The sequence below is a fragment of the Mycoplasmopsis agalactiae genome (genome assembly GCF_000089865.1).
In the GTDB taxonomy this organism is placed as follows: domain Bacteria; phylum Bacillota_I; class Bacilli_A; order Mycoplasmatales; family Metamycoplasmataceae; genus Mycoplasmopsis; species Mycoplasmopsis agalactiae_B.
Genome location: NC_013948.1, coordinates 725,422 through 744,322, shown reverse-complemented (window position 1 = coordinate 744,322; position 18,901 = coordinate 725,422). Strand labels below are relative to the sequence as shown.

General features: G+C 29.0%; 15 protein-coding genes and 1 pseudogene. 12 read left to right on the top strand and 4 right to left on the bottom strand.

Annotated features, from left to right (window positions below; all coding sequences use genetic code 4):
• Window positions 1–154: 154 nt before the first annotated feature.
• From MAGA_RS03245 to MAGA_RS04890, 7 genes are all read left to right on the top strand, one after another.
• Window positions 155–1,156 (top strand): nicotinate phosphoribosyltransferase, encoded by a 1,002-nt coding sequence (locus MAGA_RS03245; protein ID WP_013022204.1) that lies wholly within the window; start codon window positions 155–157, stop codon window positions 1,154–1,156.
• Between the two features lie 165 nt (window positions 1,157–1,321).
• Window positions 1,322–1,561: a YdbC family protein gene (locus tag MAGA_RS03240; RefSeq protein WP_013022203.1), complete on the top strand. Its 240-nt coding sequence runs from the start codon at window positions 1,322–1,324 to the stop codon at window positions 1,559–1,561.
• Between the two features lie 72 nt (window positions 1,562–1,633).
• Window positions 1,634–2,452, top strand: a complete 819-nt coding sequence (locus MAGA_RS03235) for a GNAT family N-acetyltransferase (RefSeq protein WP_013022202.1) — start codon at window positions 1,634–1,636, stop codon at window positions 2,450–2,452.
• Window positions 2,453–2,477: 25 nt separating this feature from the next.
• Window positions 2,478–3,836, top strand: a complete 1,359-nt coding sequence (ffh, locus tag MAGA_RS03230) for a signal recognition particle protein (RefSeq protein WP_013022201.1) — start codon at window positions 2,478–2,480, stop codon at window positions 3,834–3,836.
• Between the two features lie 18 nt (window positions 3,837–3,854).
• On the top strand, window positions 3,855–4,820 hold the full coding sequence (locus MAGA_RS03225; RefSeq protein ID WP_013022200.1) for a YwaF family protein: 966 nt from the start codon (window positions 3,855–3,857) through the stop codon (window positions 4,818–4,820).
• Between the two features lie 210 nt (window positions 4,821–5,030).
• A complete protein-coding gene (gene metK, locus MAGA_RS03220; RefSeq protein WP_013022199.1) occupies window positions 5,031–6,179 on the top strand; it encodes a methionine adenosyltransferase in 1,149 nt (382 codons plus the stop codon).
• 72 nt (window positions 6,180–6,251) lie between these two features.
• The gene (locus MAGA_RS04890; protein WP_013456350.1) at window positions 6,252–6,374 is read left to right on the top strand and encodes a hypothetical protein; all 123 of its coding nucleotides are present in this window, start codon (window positions 6,252–6,254) and stop codon (window positions 6,372–6,374) included.
• A gap of 56 nt (window positions 6,375–6,430) precedes the next feature.
• On the opposite strand, the gene MAGA_RS03210 is transcribed toward MAGA_RS04890, so the two are convergent.
• Both MAGA_RS03210 and gltX read right to left on the bottom strand, forming a co-directional pair.
• The gene (locus tag MAGA_RS03210) at window positions 6,431–6,838 is read right to left on the bottom strand and encodes a hypothetical protein (RefSeq protein WP_013022198.1); all 408 of its coding nucleotides are present in this window, start codon (window positions 6,836–6,838) and stop codon (window positions 6,431–6,433) included.
• Window positions 6,829–8,220, bottom strand: coding sequence for a glutamate--tRNA ligase (gene gltX / locus MAGA_RS03205; protein WP_013022197.1), 1,392 nt, complete (start codon window positions 8,218–8,220; stop codon window positions 6,829–6,831). The genes MAGA_RS03210 and gltX overlap by 10 nt, the downstream gene beginning before the upstream one ends.
• Window positions 8,221–8,505: 285 nt before the next feature.
• Between gltX and MAGA_RS03200 the strand changes: the two genes are divergently transcribed.
• The 3 genes from MAGA_RS03200 to MAGA_RS03190 are packed head-to-tail and all read left to right on the top strand — an operon-like array spanning window position 8,506 to window position 13,120.
• Entirely contained in the window at window positions 8,506–10,599 is a 2,094-nt protein-coding gene (locus tag MAGA_RS03200; protein ID WP_013022196.1) for a S41 family peptidase, read from the top strand.
• A gap of 8 nt (window positions 10,600–10,607) precedes the next feature.
• The gene (locus tag MAGA_RS03195) at window positions 10,608–12,548 is read left to right on the top strand and encodes a S41 family peptidase (protein ID WP_013022195.1); all 1,941 of its coding nucleotides are present in this window, start codon (window positions 10,608–10,610) and stop codon (window positions 12,546–12,548) included.
• Window positions 12,549–12,556: 8 nt separating this feature from the next.
• The gene (locus tag MAGA_RS03190) at window positions 12,557–13,120 is read left to right on the top strand and encodes a 5-formyltetrahydrofolate cyclo-ligase (protein ID WP_013022194.1); all 564 of its coding nucleotides are present in this window, start codon (window positions 12,557–12,559) and stop codon (window positions 13,118–13,120) included.
• Between the two features lie 205 nt (window positions 13,121–13,325).
• Here the strand turns inward: MAGA_RS03190 and MAGA_RS03185 are convergent.
• Window positions 13,326–13,800 (bottom strand): annotated as a pseudogene (locus MAGA_RS03185) (variable surface lipoprotein); the annotation flags it as partial.
• A 275-nt stretch (window positions 13,801–14,075) separates the two neighbouring features.
• Window positions 14,076–14,684 (bottom strand): hypothetical protein, encoded by a 609-nt coding sequence (locus tag MAGA_RS03180; RefSeq protein ID WP_013022192.1) that lies wholly within the window; start codon window positions 14,682–14,684, stop codon window positions 14,076–14,078.
• A gap of 341 nt (window positions 14,685–15,025) precedes the next feature.
• Between MAGA_RS03180 and MAGA_RS03175 the strand changes: the two genes are divergently transcribed.
• Together MAGA_RS03175 and MAGA_RS03170 are read left to right on the top strand one after the other, a co-directional pair.
• Window positions 15,026–17,704 (top strand): type I restriction-modification system subunit M, encoded by a 2,679-nt coding sequence (locus MAGA_RS03175; protein ID WP_013022191.1) that lies wholly within the window; start codon window positions 15,026–15,028, stop codon window positions 17,702–17,704.
• Window positions 17,705–17,708: 4 nt separating this feature from the next.
• On the top strand, window positions 17,709–18,896 hold the full coding sequence (locus tag MAGA_RS03170; RefSeq protein WP_013022190.1) for a restriction endonuclease subunit S: 1,188 nt from the start codon (window positions 17,709–17,711) through the stop codon (window positions 18,894–18,896).
• The last annotated feature ends 5 nt before the right edge of the window (window positions 18,897–18,901 follow it).

The window sequence follows — 18,901 nt, the reverse complement described above, 5'->3', positions numbered from 1 at the left end:
ACTATGAGCACTAATATGAAATTAATTTAGGAAACAAAAAGCACTAGAGAACTTATAAAGCTGTTTCATTGTTATAGTCAACTTATAGTTTAATTAACAGATAATATATAATTATATTCAAGACTAAATATTAAGATAAGGATTAACAATAGCTATGGACATAAATAAATATATTTCTGCATACTTCCATAAAACTAATGAAATATTAAAAACAGAAAACCCAGATAACATAATAACATTGCAGTTTTTTCAAAGAAGAGACAATGCGCTGCTAGCTGGGATGGAAGAAGCATTAGAGTTTTTAGAAAAGCACACAGATACATCAAAATATAAGATTAGATATCTTAAAGATGGCTCAGTAATGAATAAATTTGAGGTAGCACTAGAATTAACAGGTCACTACCAAGATTTTGGCATTTATGAAGGCATTATTGATGGAATTTTAACAAGAAGCACATCAATAGCAACTAATGCATATGAGTGTGTTAAAGCCGCTAATGGCAAGGAAATTATATTTATGGGTGACAGAGCTGATCATTATTTGATGCAAGTAATTGACGGCAAGGCTGTTTCAATAGCTGGTGTAAGTGCAATGTCAACGGATGCTCAAAATGTTAATCCTTCGCACTCATCTTTTGGTTCAGTGCCACATATTTTGATTCAAAACTTTGCTGGTAATACTGCTAAAGCAATGGCTGCATATGCAAAAACTTGACCTGAAGATCAAATTATTTCACTAGTTGATTATCACAATAATGTAATTGAGCAGTCACTAGAATCATTTAAAGAATTAGGCAATCGCCTTTATGGTGTAAGAGTGGATACTTCAAAGAATATGAAAGATAAAATGTTTGACAATGAGCCTGATAATAAAGAATATTATGGCGTTAACATTGAGATGATTAAAAGGCTAAGAAAATCTTTAGATGAAGTAGGTGCTAAGGATGTTAAAATCATTGTTTCATCTGGCTTTAGTGCAGAAAAAATTAGAAAATTTGAAGAAGCAAAAGCTCCAGTTGATTCTTATGGAGTAGGTCAAGCTATGTTTAAGTTTGAGTGCTTCTTCTCAGCTGATGCAGTTTTATTAAATGGAAAGAATGAGGCCAAAGAAGGCAGGATGTATCGTCCTAATAGTAAATTAATTGACTATAATTAGCTTATGATACTATAAAACAGCCATTTTAGTAAAAGCGGCTGTTTTTAATACACTCTAAATATAAGCAAAGCAAATTATTAAAAACAAAAGAGTCTTATTATTAAGTATAATATTAATATTAAGATAAAAAATATTAGAAACTAATACTCATATATAGGAGATTATATGGCTTACAAAAAACCTCAAATTTCTAATGAAATTGTTCGTTATGTTGGTGAGATTTCAACTACAGTTGGTGGCTACAAAAAAGAGTTAAATCTTATTTCATGAAATGGTGGAGAAGCTAAATACGATATTAGAGACTGAAATAATGATCACTCTCGTTCAAGCAAGGGCATTACATTAACTTTAGAAGAGTTAAAAAATTTAAGAGACTTACTTATTACTGAATTAGCTGATAAATAAATTTATGATTCTTTTTATTTAATTTTTTCCTTTATAAGGAATATTTTGTTTTTCTAATAAAAGAGGAGAAGTATGTTTAAATTACAAAAAGCAGTAGCTAAAGATTTAGATGATATTTTTAGTTTTTTAAATAATGACAAGTTGCTTAACTTCTTTTTTATTGGTGATATTCAAGCATTTGGGCTTGATGCTGAATTCATGCCTGTGTTTGTTAATAAAGATGAAAATAATAAGGTTAATTGTGTAATTTTAATTTACTATGAAACACTTTTAATTTACGATCCTTTTAATTTAATAACGATTGAGCATTTAGAGAAATTAGTTAAAGAGCACAACATTAAAACAATTAATATTAGTGACAAAATCTTCAGCCATTATGCTGCTTATTTTGAAAAAAATAGCAAAGTCTATGAAGTAAATCATCAAGAATTAGCATACTGTCATAAAAGTATTAATGATCTAGATTTATCAGAAGTAAAAAGGGCTGAGTATGATGATTTAGAGCAAATTGTTGAATCTAGAATGCAAATTGATGAATTTAAGTTACTAACTTCAAGTTATCAAAAAGAATTGGAAAGTTACCAAAACTCCTATAAAAAAGGCATTTTGGATCCTTTTATTATTAAAAAAGACAACATGGTAGTTGCTAATGCATTAGTCGCTATTAAAACAAATGATTCAGTTTTAATAGGCGGAGTTTATTGTTTAAATGAATATAGAAACAAAGGATATGCTACTAAAACTGTTGTTGCTTTAACAAATCATATTATTAATGATGAAAAAAAGACTGCAATGCTTTTTTACCATAATCCTGCTGCCGGAAGAATTTATCATAGAATAGGTTTTATACCATGCGGTAATTTATATACAATTTCAGTCATGAATAAGTAGAGCTAAAAGAAAAAAAGAGGTAAATATGCTTAATTTTTTAGAAAACAGAATACAAAAATCTATTAAAAAAATGGCTAGCAAAACTGTTGTTAGTGAAGAAGATATTTTAGGTGTAACTAGAGATATCAAAATGGCCTTGCTAGAAGCTGACGTTAACTTAAAGGTTGTTAAAGACTTTGTGGCTAATGTTAAAGAAAAAGCACTTAGTGCTAATTTAGTTGGCACACTTAATGCTGAACAAACAATGATCAAAATTGTACACAATGAGCTAGTTGATATTTTAGGCAAAGAAGTTAGACCAATTGAAATTACAAAAAAGCCATACATTATCATGATGACAGGGCTGCAAGGTAGTGGTAAAACCACAGCTTGCGCCAAAATTGCTTATTTTCTAAAGAAGAAGAACCAAATTGAAAAACCTCTTTTAGTTGCTGCTGATATTTACCGTCCTGCTGCTGTGCAACAATTAGTGACACTGGCTAAAGGCATACAAGTTGATTATTTTGAAAAAGGTACTAATTTTTCTGCACAAGAAATAGTTAAAGATGCCTTAGTTTTTGCAAAAGAAAATAAAAACGATCTTATTATCATTGATACAGCAGGTCGTTTGAGTATTGACGAACCTTTAATGAATGAATTATGAGAATTAAAAAACATTAGTGAGCCACAAGAGATCTTTTTTGTAGCTGATGCTCTTAGTGGTCAAGATATTATTAATGTTGCAAGTGCTTTTAATGACAGATTAAAATTAACTGGCTCAGTTATAACAAAGCTTGATTCTGATGCACGTGGAGGCGCTGCACTTAGTCTTTCCAAAGTTTTATCATTGCCAATAAGATTTATTGGTACTGGTGAAAAAATTAGCAATTTAGATCTATTTTATCCTGACAGAATGGCTGATAGGATTTTAGGCATGGGCGACGTTATGAGCTTAATTGAAAAAGCTGAAGAAGTTATTGACCCATCAATGGCTAATAATATGGTAGCTAAATTGTTACGCGGCAATTTTACAATTGACGATTTAATGAACAATTTAATGCAAATCAAAAAACTTGGGAAAATGAGCAAAATTTTAAAAATGATTCCCGGTTTAGCTAACAAAATTAATCCTGAAAAAATTGAAGAAGCAGAAAGAAAATTAGCAGTTTATGAAATATTAATTAGCTCAATGACACTTAAAGAAAGAAAAAATCCTAAATTGCTCAAGCAAGCTTCTAGAAAAAAAAGAATTATGGAAGGCTCAGGCAGAAGCGCACAAGAGTATAACAAGCTCTTAAACGACTTTGACCAGATGTCAAAAAACATGACTGAAATGGCTAAAAGAGTAAAGAGTGGAGACTTCTCTGAGCTTAATAAATTAGGTTTTGGCTCTGGTGGATTTTAATATATAATTGGGAAATATATGAAAGCAATTAACAATTTTCTAGTTCCTAGACTTTTTAGCGAAAAATATATTGAAGGCACTTTGGCATTTAAAAATAACCATGGTGCTCTTTTGTCGCAATCAATTTATTGATCTTTTGTAGCAGCAACATTAGTAGCTTCATTATTAATAAGCTTATTTAGACGTGTAATTAAAGAAGACTATGCAAGAACTACAAAAATAATGTTTATGCCAAAAGTGCTGTTTTGAAGGGTTTTTGGGGTATTGTCATTATTAGGAATATTAGCAAGAATAGGAATTGTTATATATACTGATTATGGATTTAAATTTGAAGTATTGCCTCTTCATTTTTGTAGGCTTATGGTTATTTTCTTGTCTGTGGCAATGATTATCAATAGGCCTGATTTAATTAAATACTTTGGATTCTTAAGCGTTTTTGGTGCAATTTCTGCTCTATTTGTGCCATCAATGGGTGAATATTCAGGTGCTGATAACTTCTGATTCTGAGATTATTTACTACTTCATGTTTATTCATTTATTGTTCCATTTATTTTATTTGCGATTTCTAAATTTGAATACACATTTAAAACAACTGTTGAAACAATTACATTCTTTGTTGTGCTTTGTTTAGTAATGTTTGGGTTAAATTTTGCACTTGATACATATGCAAAAGATCCAAGCTGAAAATCAAATTATTGATACTTAGGTCTTAATGAAAATAATGATTTATATGAAAAGTTTGGTAAAGTAATGGCTTGACCAACTCACATCTTGCTTTTCATTTTCTTAGGTATTGTATTAACAGTATTATTCGTTGCCCTTTGAGCTCTTTTTGACAAATTGCACATTGTCAAGGAAGACGGCAAAATTAAGGCTTACACCACTCGTTCAGAATTTTGAGCAAATTACAAAGAATCAATGAAACATTTTTTCAAAAGAGATAAAAAATCTAAAAAAGACGAATTTGCTACCAGTGCAAATTAATTGTGTAATTCGCTTTGCCATTTTACATTTTAAGATAAAATAATTTTTACAACAAATAGCATATAGAGTTGCGGAGCTTTGCTAGCTATGATGCAAGCCAACCTGCGTATTATTGTAAGGTGGACAGCAAGAGATATATTATCTAACATGCTTTATGATAAATTTTCTCCCGACCTATTTGCATAAATAAATAGGTGGGAGTTTTATTTTATGAGCATTAAAAGAAAAGTATTATTTACTAGTGAATCAGTTGGTTTAGGTCATCCTGATAAGATTTGTGACCAAATTAGCGACGCTGTAATTGATGAATTTATCAAACAAGATCCTTACTCAAGATTAGCAATAGAAACTGTTGCTTCTGGCAATCAAATTTATATAACAGGCGAAGTAGCATCTAATGCCACTGTAGATATAAAAGATGTTGCACTTAAAACGATTTTTAATATTGATAAAGACTACCAAATCAATGTACCTGAAGTTATATTAAATATTAAAAAACAAAGTGATGATATTGCACAAGGTGTGCTTTTAGATGACGATGAAATTGGTGCAGGCGATCAAGGAATTATGTTTGGTTACGCAACAAATGAAACTCCAGAATATATGCCTCTTGCTATAACTTTAGCACACAGAATTGTGCAAAAGGCTAGTGAATTAATTAAATCAGACGAATTTAAGCATGCTAAAAGCGATATGAAAAGTCAAGTAACCTTAGATTTTTCTGAAGAAAAAGTTAAAGTAGACACTGTTTTGTTTTCATGTCAACATGATGAAAATTTTGACGAAAACGTCTTTAAAACAACCATTAAAGAAAAAATAATTTATCCAATAATGGATGAATATAATATGAATATGCCAAGTAAAATTTTAATAAATCCAACTGGCAGATTTGTAATTGGTGGGATTGTAGGCGATGCTGGCTTAACTGGCAGAAAAATAATCGTTGACACATATGGTGGAACTGCTCATCATGGAGGTGGGGCTTTTAGTGGCAAGGACGCTACAAAAGTTGACCGTTCTGCTGCATATGCATGTCGTTGAATAGCTAAAAATTTAGTCGCTGCTAAAGTCGCTGATAAGCTTGAAATACAAGTGTCATATGCTATTGGTGTTGCTGAACCTGTTTCAATTTTTGTTGATACATTTGGAACTAACAAAGTATCAAATGAATCAATCATTGATGCTATAAATGCTATTTTTGATTTAAGACCAAGAGCTATAATTCATGAATTAGGACTAAGAAAACCTATTTATAAAAATACAGCTTGCTTTGGTCATTTCGGACGTAAAGATGTAATATTTCCTTGAGAAAACTTAGACAAAGTCGATGAAATTAAAGCATATTTTGGCATAAAATAAGCATAAAATATTATGCAAACTAAAGCATTATGGTAAAATAGATAAATCACCATATTAAAAGGGGTCACACGCATGCGTAAAATTGTTAGAGTCAAGAATAAATTACGTGCTGAAAAAAGATTACACAAATTACAATTAGAACAAGCACGTGACAAAAGAAGAGCTGAAAGAGCAGCTGCTGAACAAGCTAAATAATCATTCCAAAAAGTAAAAAAATCAAGCAAACAATTGCTTGATTTTTAATTCTTGATTTAGTTTAATTTTTCTCTTAGCTCTATAAAACAGTTAGATAATAAAATTTCATTATCATTTGCATCTTGTATAAGCAGTCTATAAGCGGCTTTGTTTTTTTCAAAATCTATTTCGTCGAGAACTGAGATGAGTGGAATTAATTGATTATTTTCATTATAGATTGAAGAGTCATATGTTTTTTTATTAAGTTTAAACACTAGTGTAACTGCATCTCTAAAAATATTTAAGCTAGAGTCAGTAAATTCAATCCTAGTAGAGACATTTGTATCAAGTTCTTTAAAAGTGTATGCTTTTGTTTCTACTCCATCAGGATTTTTATAAATTTCGCATTCAGCATCAATTTCAGTTTCAATCTTTACATTTTCAGTATTTGGTTGCTTGACTAATGAAGTAAATATTAATTTCATTGTGAAAGTCTTTTTAAAATTATGTCTTTGCCAAATAAATAAATTGATTTAGCTAACTCAGGGCCATGTTCAATGTAGGTTGTTGCTAGTCTAATAGGCATAAACAAATTTTTGCCTTTTTTGCCTGTTTTAAAGGCTACTTGGTCAATTGCTTCTTGAATTTGGCTAATTGTAAAATCTTTATTTTGAAACTCATTTTTAAAAGCATGCACAACTTCTAGATCAGCTTGAGTTAGACTTGGAGCAGTTTCTGAAGGCTTATCATAGTTTTCTTTTTCAACTAATAATTGCTTAAGTGCAAAGACGCTTTGTTTAAAAGTGTCAACAAATAAATTGGTTCACTCATCATTATTTAAATTTAGCTGCTTAATAATTGATTCATTATCCATATTTTTAATATATTGTTTTGAGAATCATTGCATTTTTTTGATGTCAAATTTTGAAGGTGACTTGCTTAATCTTGAAGGGTCAAATTTAGCAATAATTTCATCATGAGTCATTACTTCAGAATTATCAGCACTAGTTCAGCCTAAAAGTGATAAGAAGTTAAAAATAGCATGAGGATCATAGCCATCATTTTTATAATCTTCAATAAATTGTTTTAATGAAGTATCCCTTTTTGAAAGTTTTTTACCTTCCATATTGGTTATAACTGTAAGGTGCCCAAATTCAGGAGCCTTTCATCCAAGTGCTTTGTAAATTGAAAGCTGTCTAGGAGTGTTAGTAATATGTTCTTCGCCTCTTAGTACGTGAGTAATTTCCATATCAAAATCATCAACAACTACCGCAAAATTATATGTAGGATAGCCATCAGATTTTTGAATAACTCAGTCACCAATATCATTAGAATCAAAGCTAATTTCGCCCCTTACAATGTCATCTCATTCATAAACAACATCTTTAGGCATACTAAATCTTATTGAGTATTCACCAGCTTTGTCTCGTTTTTGCTTTTCTTCATCGTTAATTTTAAGTCAGTTTTTGTCATATCTAAATGACGCAATCCCCTTTTTTTCAGCTTCAGAGCGCTGCATTTCTAATTCTTCAGAAGTGTCATAAGCTTTGTAGGCAAGGCCTTTTTGCACAAGTTCATTAGCAATTTCTCTATATCTGTCTAATTTTTCACTTTGTCTATATTTGCCATATTTTTCCTTAGGGTTTAGTGGACTTTCATCTGGAATAATTCCTAATCATTTTAAGTTTTCTAACTGACTTCTTTCGCCATCAGCAACATTTCTTTTTACATCAGTATCTTCTAATCTAAAAACAAATGAGCCATTATAGTGTTTTGCAAAAAGATAGCAAAAAAGGGCAGTTCTTGCACCACCAATGTGTAGATATCCAGTTGGGCTAGGCGCATATCTAGTTCTAACTTTAATCATATAAGTCTCCATTTATATAAAAATACAATAATTGTGCAAAAATGCACAAAATGTATGTTTATTTTTAAGCCATATTAAAATATATTTATAAATAATTATAAGCATTTTAAGTTTCAGTTTAGAAAATTAGTAAACAAGAAAAATTTCTATAAATGTAGTAATGTTTCCACACTTTTTAATAATGGCATATTTTTTACATATTAGTCTGAATTGTTACAAATTGTATAATTATTAGTAATTAGTGTGTTTTGTTCATACTTATTATTATTTTTCCAAGGGGATTAAATGACTAAGAAGCCCTTTTTATTGATATTAACAACTCCAGTAGTTCCAGTATTATCAATTAGTTGCATAAACTCCAATTCAAAAAATAGTAATGATTCACCAATTATTGTTAATCCATCAAATCCAAGTGTTAGTCCACATACTGATCCTAATGCAAATAATAAAAATGGTTCATCCGAAACATCTGGCAAAGGTAAAAATGATAAGTCAGCACCAAATGTAGTTCCGATTGCTAAAATTCAAAAAATAATAAATGTTTGTTACATCGAGAATGAAAACACCATTAAAAGTCAAAAATACATTGAAGGCAAGGAGTTTAAACCCTTTGCTTTATCCGAATTTGCTAAATCAGGCTATAGATTAGCTGGATATTTTTTAGACAGTAAATTTACCAAGGATTTGCCTGATAATTTTAAACCCAAAAAAGATACAAAAATATTTTTAAAATTTGAAAAAATAACAAATTCTAATTTTGTCGAAAAAGATCATAAATTAGAAACATTGGTACCATTAAACATAGAAAACCAAAGTGTTAAGTTTGTTGAATACAATGATATTGACTATATTGACTTAGATCAGTTTGTTGAGTTATCTAAAGATGTTTTAGCACTAAATGATAATTTAGACACTAAAGACATTTTATATAATGGCAAATTATATAAACTGAAGAGATCGTTTGAAGTTGATAAAACAGATGAAATTTTTACTTTAAACTCTATAAAACAGTATATTTCGCCAAATAATGAAAAAGAAAATATTACATTAAAAAGTTATATAAAGTTTGACCATGCCAAACAACAAATAACGGTTTCTGGTTTTGATTTCTTCGAATCGGTTAAACCATATGAGCCTGAAGACAAATTAGAATTTTATGAGGATACTAATAATAAATTTAATGAATTCAAGATAGATTTGCAAAAATATAAGATTGATATACTCAACAAAAATGGCAAAATTTATCTTCCATTTGTAATGCTTAATCAACTAATATTAGGTGAGTCAGAAAATCAACTTTATTTTAATGGAGATAAAGTATATATTTTTGAATTTAATCAAGTTCATGATAATAAAGTTAATGACGATAAGAAAAAACTGCTTTCAAACGCCAAGAATTCACCTATTCCACTTAATTATAGACATTTTGAGTTTAATTATTTACTATTCTTGTTAGATAATTTTTATCCAATTAGATCCAAAAATAGCAATTCATATAAGCAATTTTTGGAAAACTATAAAGAAAATATTTTAAGTGAGGATAATGTAAAGTATTTTGAAGCGCTTAATTCACTAATTTATGACTTAGATGATATCCATACAAAAATTCTTCTTTGAGGACATCAATATGTAAGTGATTTGGAAAATAAAATAAAAGAGCCAAATACTAGAGAATTAAAAGAAAGAAGAAAAAGATTCAAAGAATATGAACGCAAATTATTAAACCTTGAAAGCCAGCACAACTTAAACGAAAAAGATATAAGATACACTTCTGATAAGCAAACTGCAATAATAAAAATTGACATTTTTACTCGTTTTTTAACTGATGGAATTAAAAAACAATTATTAGAAGCTAAAAACAAAGGCGCTAAAAATATTGTTTTTGACTTAACATTAAATCGTGGTGGTTCGGTTCAAGCTACCTGAGAAATTTTAGGATATTTAGCAAAGGATAGCTATAAATATAATAAATATTATCCATTAAGTAAGGACAAAGTAATAACCAATATAAAGTCTAAAGTTGATAATAAAGAATTTAACTTTAAATACTTTATATTAACCTCACCAATAAATTATTCAGCTGGAAATATGTTTGCATCTGTTTCAAAAAATAATAACTTAGCTAAAATAATTGGGTATCAATCAGCTGGAGGGGCTTCAGAAGTTAGAGTTAGTGTATTGCCAACAGGCACCATCATCAGAAGAAGTGGAAATTATGCACTAAGTGATTTTGACTTTAATTCTTATGAATTAGGTGTAAAGCCAGATATAGAATTTGAAAAGAAAAATAATGAATATGATTTTGATAAGCTTTTCGATCTTAATTATATTCAAAAGATAGTTAATGAAAGCAATAAAGATAAATTAATAAAGGAGTAATAGTAAATATGAAAATTAAGAAACTAAAAAGTTTATTCATAACTTCTTGCACTATTGCTCCTCTTATTTCAATGTCAACAACTAGCAATAGTAATAGTGATACAAGTATAAGTTCAAAATTAAAAGAGTTTGATTTAATACCATTAGCAAAAGAATTAAATCGTGAGCCTAAAAATGCTAAAGTCAAAATGTACCTACATAATGATGTAGCATATGTTGGAATTCAAGAGTTTTTGAAAAGTATTTCAAAGATAGTTAAAAATGAAAATATAAACTTTAGCTTTAATGGTGATAAAGCTGTATTAACCTATAAAACAGCTATAAATAGCACAAATCCATTAACATTAACAGTTGATTACACAAAGCAAAAGATATTTGTTTCTAATTACAAATTTTTTACAGAAATACTAAGAAATTATGAGCGTGGGGAAGAAAAATTAGATATTCAATTCTTAGATAGAAAATATAAAAATCAAACTGAATCATTTGAATATGATCTTAAAAAATATGAGATCGATATTCTAAAAGATAAAAATGATTTGTATCTACCCCAAATATTACTAAACCAAATTTTATTAAATGAATCTAATGTTCAAACTTATTTCAATGGTGAAGTTCTTAATCTATTTAGATTTGCTGAATCAATACAAGGTTTAGGGCCTGTTTACTTAAAACAGTCAGCAAAAAATAATGATAATAACATACCTCAAGGATTAAAAGAGTTTCAAACTAAGTATTTTTCATTCTTGCTTGATTATTACTATGGTGTTAAACCTGAGTCAAACGATTCATACAAAGGTTTTGTTGAGGAATACAAAAATCAAATTACGCATACCAATAGTGATATTCATTATTTATCAACGAGAAAAATTGTTAATGATTTAGATGATTTTCATTCAGCATATATTATGGATGGCTATTACTCTAAAAGCCCTGATGTTATAAAGCATCCAATTCCAATGAATAAAAGAGTCTCTGATAGACTTAAATTGGGAGAAAAACTAGGACAGCTTTACTTTAAAGACAATATTGAGTATTCTAATGTATATACACCTGATGGCCAAACTTCAGTTATTTCATTCAAAATTTTTGATGAAAATAGTGCCAAACATATTGAAAATTCACTTAAAGAAGCAAAAAATAAAGGAGTTAAAAACATTATTTTCAATGTAACTCTTAATGGTGGAGGCTACATTGGTTCTGCTTTTGAAATTATGGGTTTTTTAACAGACCAACCATTTAATGTTTGAACTTATAATCCTTTATCAGGCGAAAAGAAAATTGAAACCATCAAATCCAAGAAACCAAAATATGACTTTAATTATTTTGTGCTAACAGCACCATTTGCATTTAGTGCGGGTAATATTTTTCCACAACTAGTTAGGGACAATAATTTAGGAAAAATTATTGGCTATGACACTTTTGGTGGTTCATCTGCTATTGGATATTATATTTTACCAACTGGTGATATTATTCAGCTTAGTAGCAACACTGTATTTACCAACAAAAACTTTGAAACAACTGAATTTGGCATAAAGCCAGATTATCTATTCGATGAAAATATTGAAACAGGTGCCAAAAATTTATATGACTTAGAGTACTTGCAAGATTTTATAAATAATATCTCAAAAAAAGAAATTAATAAGCCATCTAAGCCTATAAATAAGCCAGAGCCACAACCTAAGCCGAATTTAGAACCAAAACCAGTGCCTGACAGAAAACCAATTCCAACTCCAAATACAAATAGCAATAGTCCTAAATTTAATTATGATAACAATAATATTATGATTTTAATACCTGAAAATAGTTTTACTCCTGATGCAGTAGATAAAAACAAGGGCAACGGAAATAAAGCGGGACTAATTGCTGGAATTTCAGTTGCTGCAGCATCTGGAGTTGCTGCATTATCAACTATGACTTATTTCTTAGTTAAAAGATTTAGAAAATAAAACAAGCTATGAATAAAAAAGAACTAAGAAAACTAATGATAGATAAACGCAGGCTGTTATCTCTTGGTTACAAGTCAAATGCTAATTTGATTATTAGCAATAATGTTATAGATTTTATAAATAAATACAGGTTCAAGCAAATCTGTATTTATTTATCAACAAAATATGAAGTTGATACATATCATATAATTGATTGATGCTTAAGTAATAATATTAGTGTTTATGTTCCAAAAGTCATAGGAGAAAATAAAATGGTTATGACTAGGGTCGATAACACTAGCAATTATCAATCTAATGTATTTAATATCAAGGAATCAACATCAGATATTATTTGTGAAATAAATAAAATTGATTGTATTTTTACACCATTAGTTGCTTTTGATAAACACTTAAATAGAATAGGTATGGGTAAAGGATTTTATGATCGTTTTTTTAATGAGAATCCTGGTAACTATTTAAAAGTTGGCATATGTTTTGATGAACAAAAAGTTGAAAAAATTGAAATTGATGACATTGATCAAAGTCTGGATTTTGTCATTACCGAGAAAAGTATTTATGAGCAAGTTAATTAGCTTATATGATGCATAAATTGACCAAAAAAGCTGTTTTATAGAATTAAAAAACCAAGCACAAAGCTTAGTTTATCCATTATTTGAAAGAAACTAGATTAAGCCAGATAGCTTTTTATTTGGAGAGGTAATAAATATTTCTATCTTTATAGATGAACACTTCTTCATTTCTTTCGCTTATTCATTGTTAAAACCTCTACTTAGCAGGTTTTTTAGTAGGTTCATATTTAAAAATATCTCTTGCCCAAACATCATAAATGTAATTTGATGCCTTCACTGCATCTAAATCACTTTTTGAACTCTTGTCATCTTTTGTTTTAGGTTCATATTTGTAAATGTCTCTAGCTCAAACATCATAGATGTATGTTGATGCTCTTACACCTTCTAAGTCAGATTCTGTTGTGTCTGTTCTTTTTGCTGTTTCATTAGCTGGTGCTGTTGATCCTAAATTGTTTGTTGTTTCAGCAGGCATAGAGTTAGCCATGTTTTCTTTATTGGTTTTATCATTTTCAGTAGTTTCTAATTTCGGTTGTTCAGCTACTTTTTTAGAATCTTCCTTTTTAACTGGCTCTTTAATTTCCTTTTCAACTTCTTTTGTTTTGCCATCACATGATGCGGCTATCATTGGGAAAGAACTAGCAAAAACTAAGCCCCCCCCCTATTAACATTAATTTTCTTTTCATATGTTAGTCCTTTACAAATTAAAATAAGAAATATATTACCTTAAAAAAATGTAATTCAACCCTAATATAAAATAAAAAAATAAATAGGAACTGAAAACTTTTCATACATCATTTTAAGCATAAAATAAATAATGTTTAAATAAAAAATAAAACTTCTCTTAGCAAAAGAAAAGCTTTATAAGTAATGGATTTAAATTAAATTTGGTTGTTAAAGTCAAAAGTTGAGTTTTCACATAATAGCAAGTATCAGAATAAGTAATTAGTAAAAGAATCTTTTAGTTTGTATAAGAAGTAACTGGTTGACGACCTACACGACCAACTCCATATCCTTTACCAGTTGTATTCTTGAGTCAATCAGTCACTAAAGTGTTGCCCTTTTGATTTTCTTCAAGTGTTTTATTGTCTCTGCTTACTAAATTTAATTTTGCAGATTTTTCTGCTTTTTCTTCTTGTTCTTTGTTAGGATCTTTTGCTACTGGAGTTTTCTCAGTTGGTTGGTATTTATAAATATCACGTGCTCAAACATCATATATATAATTTGATGCTCTAACAGCTTCTAGATCATCATTCGAATCCTTAGTATTTGTCAGCGCTGTAACATTATTAGCAGACGTTGATAAAGCAGAATTAGAATCAGACATTGTTATTTTTTCTGATGAAGCTTTTAATGAAACGTCATCAGTTGTTTCTATTTTTTTAGCAGTTTCTTTCTTTGGCGCTTCATTTAATGCTGATTCAGTTTTATGTTGTTCAGTTTCTTTTTTAACTGGCTCTTTAATTTCCTTTTCAGCTTCTTTTGTTTTGCCATCACATGATGCTGCTATCATTGAGAAAGAACTAGCAAAAGCAAGCCCCCCCCCTATTAAAATTAATTTTCTTTTCATTTTGTTAGTCCTTTACAATTTGAATATAAAATTTAAGCAATTTTTAGTTGCTCAATTTACAGCAGAATTTTATATAAACAATTTTGATACGAGACAAATAAGATTAAAAAAATATTGCAAAACTATGAAAAAGCATTTCATATTTTAGCTGTGTTTATTTTTTTCTATTTTCTGAATCATATTTTGAATGCTAAGCCAAAAATATTTTTTAAAAATAAAACCATGTTTTAAACCTTATTTTGCATGTTTATAACTTAATTAATATAATTTAATTAATCTAATTAACTACAACATATTTTTAAGCATTTAATTAAACAATTTTAATAGTAAAAGGATATTATATGGGCAATAAAATAACTAAAGAAAAATTAGGTTCTAAGATCTGAGATGCTGCTGATAAGTTAAGAGCAAAGTTAGAGCCACATGAATATAAAGATTATGTTTTGGGTCTTGTGTTCTACAAATTTTTATGCGAAAAACAAACTGATTATTTAATCAAGAACTGAATCACAAAAGATCAGCTTAAATATCTTGATAGTAAATATTTAGACAATATACCTAATTTTAGTGCTTTTTATACTGGTAATAATTTAGAAGGCGACTATGAAATATTCAAGGATGCAAAAAAAGAATGCATTGACGAAAATGGCTATTTTATAGACTATTCAAATTTGTTTTCATCATGACTTGAAAACAAAAATGAATTTAATATCCAAAAGTTTCAACTGGCTTTTAATAACTTTAACAATAGTGTTAATGATGCATATAAATCATTATTTAAGGACTTACTTGTAAAGTTTGAAAGAGACTTAAGTAAGCTAGGTTCAGATACAAATAAGCAAACCGAAGTGATTTCTAGCTTGCTAGACATTATTAATGACATTCCTTCGACTAACCAAGACTATGATGTTCTAGGTTATATTTATGAATATCTTATTGCTCGTTTTGCTTCATCTGCTGGCAAAAAAGCTGGAGAGTTTTACACTCCGCATGAAGTTTCAGAATTAATGTCTAAAATTGTTGCATATCATTTAAAGGATAGAGAAGTAATCAAAGTTTATGACCCAACTAGTGGCTCTGGTTCATTGCTTATAACTATTGGTCACGAGTTTAAAAAATACAATAACGGTGATAGTCCTGTTAGCTACTATGCACAAGAGTTAAAAACTGAAGTTTTTAACTTAACTAGAATGAATCTAATAATGAAAAACATTAGCCCAACTGAAATTCATGCACGGAATGGTGATACTTTAGAACAAGATTGACCAATGTTTGAAAATAATGACTTTAGTTCATACAAACACTTATCGGTTGATGCAGTTGTATCTAATCCTCCATATTCTCAAAAGTGAAATTCTAAAGAACATAGCTTAGATCCTAGATATGTTGAGTATGGAATAGCTCCAGAAAGTAAAGCAGATTATGCTTTTCTGCTTCATGATCTTTATCATGTTCAACCTGATGGTATTATGGCAATAGTCTTGCCTCACGGTGTTTTATTCAGGGGAAATTCTGAAGGACAAATACGTAAGAATCTAATCCAAAAACAACAAATAGATACAATTATTGGCCTTCCTATCAATATGTTTTATAGCACTGAAATTCCAACAATAATTATGATTCTTAAAAAACGCAGAAGCGAAAAAGATATTTTATTTGTTGATGCTTCAAAACTTTATGTTAAAGGAGACAAAAAAAATAAATTCTCTAAGTCTCATGTTAAAAAGATTGCTGATGTGGTAAATAATAGGATTGAAATAGAAAACTTTTCACGTCGTGTATCGCTTGATGAAATTGTTCAAAACGATTACAATCTTAATATTTCCAGGTATATTGACAATTTTAAAAAGCAAGAAAAATATGATCTTTACTCACTAATGCATGGGGGCATAAGTAGGGATGAATTAGCAAAGCTTGATAAGTTTTTCGACTTATTTACAGGCTTAAAAGACAAATTATTTAAATTAAATAGCAACAATTATTATGAGCTAAAAATTCCTAATGAAGACATTAACTCTACTATAAATGGTGAGTGAAGCGTTACTGAATACAAAAAGAGCTTTGACAAAAAAGGCGAGAAATTTTTAAAGTTTTTTAAAAATTTTGTTAAATCAGTTGAACAAATTGAACACGTTGATTTAGCGCAATTAGAAACAGTTTTAAGCGACTATATTTTCGAAAATATGGACAGCATTCCATTAGTAAACGCATATGATATTTACCAAATTTTTGTTAATAATTTTGATGTAATTAAGGATGATATTGAACTTATTAGTAAGTATTATCAAGATCATGAAGATAAGAGTATTGTCTTGCAAGAGATACTAAAAGGTGAAATTGAAAAAAACACAGGGGAAGGAAGTAGAAATCTCCTAAGAAAGTATAAATCAGACATTTTTGATATAGAGTGACTACAGGAAAAATTCTTTAGTGACCGGTATTGACAAGCAAAAGATAAAGATGAAGAAATAAAAAATCTTAATAGTGAGTTTAAAGAATTAGGAAAGTCAATTGGAGAAGAAGATAAAAGTGATGAGATATATAATTTTAAAGAAAATAAATGAAAATGCCAAAACATTAAAAAGATCTACAAGGATTTTGCAAAAGAAATTAATTCTTTAGATTCTGAAAGCTTAGAGTATAAGCTTCTTAATATTTGCATACTTAATAGAAAAATGGAAGCTGCTAAAAGTGATATAAAAAGCTTAGCCAACTTTTTAGTAGAAGAATCATATAAGAAGTATATGAGTCTTAATAGCAATGAATTTTATGAACTTTTGATTGAAAAATGAATTGTTCCAATCATTGAACAAATTAATAAAGCAGGAATAAGCGTTGTGGATGATTTTGTTTCAAAAATAGAAGTTTTATCTGAAAAATATAGTGACACTTTCGAAGATATTAATAATCAAATAGTAGACAATGAACGTGAATTAGTCAGCTTGCTAAAAGATCTTAAAGGTGAAGAAAGTGATATGAAAGCCATTAATGAATTTATCAAGATAATAGGCGGTAAGTAGAGTTATGAGTGAAAAATTATTAGTTCCGCGAATCAGATTTAAAGAATTTACTAACGCTTGAGAACAGTGGAAAGCAAGGGGTATTTTATTGCCTTATAGGCAAAAAAATGACAAAAATTTAACCTTAATTAGCTATTCAGTGTCTAATAAAGAAGGATTTGTGGATCAAAAAGAATTTTTTGATGAAGGTGGCAAGGCCGTTTATGCGGACAAGAAAAATTCATTAATTATTTCTTTTGACACATTTGCCTATAATCCTTCAAGAATCAATGTAGGGTCTATCGCATTGTTTAAAAACACTATAAATGGCTTAGTTAGTCCAATTTATGAAGTTTTTAAGGTTTCTGCTAATAGTAACCCCGATTTTATTTATTTATGATTTAAAAGCGAATGTTTCAATAAAATTGTTGCCAACAATTCTAATAAGTCCGTTAGAGATACTCTCAATTTGAAGCAATTTGAAGATAATTTGTTGAATCTGCCTGTTTTACAGGAACAAAACAAAATTGCTAAGCTATTTTCTAGCCTAGACTCCCTAATCACCCTTCATCAGCGTAAGCATTCTAGCTTAAAAAATCTTAAAAATAGACTGCTTGATAAGATGTTTTGTGATGAAAAATCTCAATTTCCAAGTATAAGATTCAAGGAATTTACTAACGCTTGAGAACAGGAAAAGTTGGGAAATTTAACTATTTTAAATAGATTTCCACAAATTAGTGCGCAAAAACTATGAGAACTAAATCAATATTTCGGAGAAGTTTTTCTTTTGCCGTCGTCAGATAACAATAACTGAAAATGTAAATATAGCAAAGAGATAGCAAATTTAATAAACACAGGGGAAGTCATAACTATAGGAAGAGCAAGAAATCCTAACGTAAAATATGTAAATGGCACATTTATTTCATCACAAAACCATATCATTGAGTCAAAAACAACTGATACATTGTTGAATAAATTCTTGTATTTCTTTATTACTAAAGTAGGTAAAAAATTTTATGGTTTTGAGAGCACTTATCCTATGTTTACAAAAATTGACTTTTTAAATACCAAATTTTCGTTCCCAATTGTTAGTGAGCAAATCAAAATAATAAAAACCATAGATATTTTAGACTCCCTAATCACCCTTCATCAGCGTAAGCTTAACAGTCTTAAAAATATCAAAAACACATTGCTAGAGAAAATGTTTGTATAGGAGAA